This is a genomic window from Roseateles sp. (assembly GCF_052436255.1).
In the GTDB taxonomy this organism is placed as follows: domain Bacteria; phylum Pseudomonadota; class Gammaproteobacteria; order Burkholderiales; family Burkholderiaceae_C; genus Pelomonas.
In genome coordinates this window covers 1-2,483 of the sequence record NZ_JBQVNP010000279.1, presented here as the reverse complement: position 1 = coordinate 2,483, position 2,483 = coordinate 1, and the positions used below count along the sequence as shown (strand labels likewise).

General features: G+C 65.8%; 2 protein-coding genes and 1 pseudogene. All 3 read right to left on the bottom strand.

The features are described from left to right. Positions 1-420: 420 nt before the first annotated feature. On the bottom strand, positions 421-1,542 hold the full coding sequence (locus ACT6S0_RS27500; protein WP_444766902.1) for a zinc-binding dehydrogenase: 1,122 nt from the start codon (positions 1,540-1,542) through the stop codon (positions 421-423). 87 nt (positions 1,543-1,629) lie between these two features. After that, the gene (locus ACT6S0_RS27495; RefSeq protein ID WP_444766901.1) at positions 1,630-2,205 is read right to left on the bottom strand and encodes a dual specificity protein phosphatase family protein; all 576 of its coding nucleotides are present in this window, start codon (positions 2,203-2,205) and stop codon (positions 1,630-1,632) included. Then, a pseudogene (locus ACT6S0_RS27490) lies at positions 2,202-2,483 on the bottom strand (hypothetical protein); the annotation flags it as partial. The gene ACT6S0_RS27495 and the pseudogene ACT6S0_RS27490, both read right to left, overlap by 4 nt.

Genomic DNA, 2,483 nt, shown 5'->3' with positions numbered 1-2,483 from the left:
GGACTACCTAGTGTGCCGCGGCCCCTCGTCGTCAAGCAGCTTCCGAACAATCGACGGTACAACCAGCCCGATCAGGAACGGGTGACATTCATCGAATCAACGACGCCGGCAGGTTACCGCTGCCGATGATTTGTGACTGTGCGTCCATCGTCTTTTTTGTCCTCGTGGGATCGTCAAGGCCGCCGATGTGCGAGGTTGCATCCAGAAGGAGGTCTGCCCGTACCACGAGGACGTGAACGGGTCGGAGTTTCGGATGAGTCTTTGGGGAGCACAGCAAAGGTTCGGCGAGTTGGTCGCAGTTTTGAGGGAGGTCTCAGATCAACGAGATGGACCGCCACAATATGCTCTGCCTCGTCTGGAGCCCTTGAGCATCAGGGGACAGCGCGGCGGCTGGCCGGCCGTTCAATCCAGCAAGACGAATCAAGCCTTGCTCGGATTCAGCAGAAACTTCTCCCCCGTAGCCTGCTTGCCATACACCCCGATCGCATCGAGTCCCAGCATCTCCACCAGAGAGACCTCGCGCGTGTAGTGGCTCGCGAAGGTCGTCTTTAGCTCGGCGACGACGCGCGCCTTCAGGCGCTGCGTTCCCGCATCGCCCAGCTTCTGCAGGAACGGGAACAGCAGCCATCCGCCCATGCCCCATGCCATGCCGAAGTTGCGCACGAATTCCGTGGGAGCACGGTCGAGGCCGCCGTAGATGTAGACCTGCTTGTGGGTGGTCGAGCCGTAGCGGCTGTATTCCTTGGCGGTGCGGTTGATGGCCGCTTCCATGCAGCCGAGGATCTGCCCTGCGAGTTTGCCGCCGCCGGTGGCATCGAAGGCCAGCGTTGCGCCGGTCTCGACCAGCGCCTGCGTCAGGTCTTCGATGAAGGTGGGCGAAGTTGCGTTGCACACGTACTTCGCGCCCAGGCCGCGCAGCAGGTCTTCCTGCTCCTGCTTGCGCACGATGTTGACGAGGGCGATGCCGTCCTTCTGGCAGATCTTGTTGAGCATCTGGCCCAGGTTGGATGCGGCGGCCGTGTGCACCAGCGCCTTGTGGCCTTCCATGCGCATGGTCTCGACCATGCTGAGGGACGTGAGCGGGTTGACGAAGCACGATGCGCCTTCGGACGGCGCGGTGCCGGCCGGCAGCTCCAGGCACTGGGCTGCGGCGAGGCAGCGGTACTGCGAGTACATCGCGCCGCCGATGGCCGCGACGGTCTTGCCGAGCAGCGCCTGCGCGGCCGGCGATGAACCGGCCTTCACCACCACGCCGGCACCTTCGTTGCCGACAGGCATCGACTGGTCGAGCCGCGCCGCCATCGCGGGAAGTGCGCGCTCGGGCACGGTGGCGGTGATGACCGGGCGGTCGGCGGTGCCGGAGGCCTTGGCGGTGCTCATGTCGGCCGCGCCGAACAGCAGACCCAGGTCCGACGGATTGAGGGGCGACGCCTCGACGCGGATCACCACTTCGTGGGCCTGCGGTTCGGGAATCGGGTCGTCGTGCAGCGAGAGTTCGAGTTCGCCGTTTGCGCGAATGAGGGAGCGGATTTGCAGTGCCATGGAAGAGCCCTTCTGGTCAGGTTCGCGGATGGCCTGTGGCCACGGGGCGGCCAGTATAGGAGTGGGGTCCGGAAGCTGCTGGCGCCTTCAGGACACCACGGGCGCCACCTGGGAATGCGCCGCCGCCAGCGCGTGGCGCATCTTTGCCGGATCGAGCTTCTCGATATAGCGCGGGATGTTGCGCCACAGCGTGTGGTAGCCGTAGCCGCCGCGCAGCATCTCGTGGCGTGCGTTCTCCTTATCCCATTCCTGCATCGCCATGCGGTACACCGCCGCGACCACGCCGGTGCGGTCGGCGCCGTGCATGCAGTGGATGAGCACTGGCCCTTGCTTCTCGGCCGCGCGAATGGCAAGCAGCGCGCGCAGCACCTTGGCGTCGTCGATGGACCAGGTGTTGATCGGCACCCGCACCAGCCGGATGCCGCTTTCGGCGAACACCTTCCTGTCGTCATTGAACGAACGCAGGCTCACCACGGTGCGGATGCCCAGCGACTGCAGCGCGGCGAGGTTGGCGCGCCGGGGCTGCGCGCTTCGGTACAGCGTGGGCGTGATGCGGTGCAGGTTCTCGACCCCGAGCGCATCCAGCGGATCGGCCCAGTGGCCGGGGCGCGGGCTGGCCGCGTCTTCCTCGGCTGCCCTGTCGTGCCTCTTCTGCCTGGTCATTGCGTTTTCTTGCGCGGCCAGTGCCGCGTGCCGAGGATCAGCGCCGCCACCGCGAGTCCGCCCCAGTAGTCGACCGGCGCGCCCCACACCCAGTGCTTGTGCCAGAACGCATCCACCGGGTTGAAGCGCTCCCAGCCGAAGGCCGGGTTGATGAGGAACCAGCTGAAGTCCTCGCAGACCCAGAACACGATCAGGCCCGCCACCGCCAGCCCCACGTCGCGCCATGTCCAGCGTCCGTTGAAGGCCAGCGGCGAGAAGAACACCAGCGCCATGAAGGT

Coding starts and splice junctions, on each gene's coding strand:
- ACT6S0_RS27500 (WP_444766902.1), bottom strand. CDS start 1,542: ATGGCACTGCAAATCCGCTCCCTCATTCGCGCAAACGGCGAACTCGAA.
- ACT6S0_RS27495 (WP_444766901.1), bottom strand. CDS start 2,205: ATGACCAGGCAGAAGAGGCACGACAGGGCAGCCGAGGAAGACGCGGCC.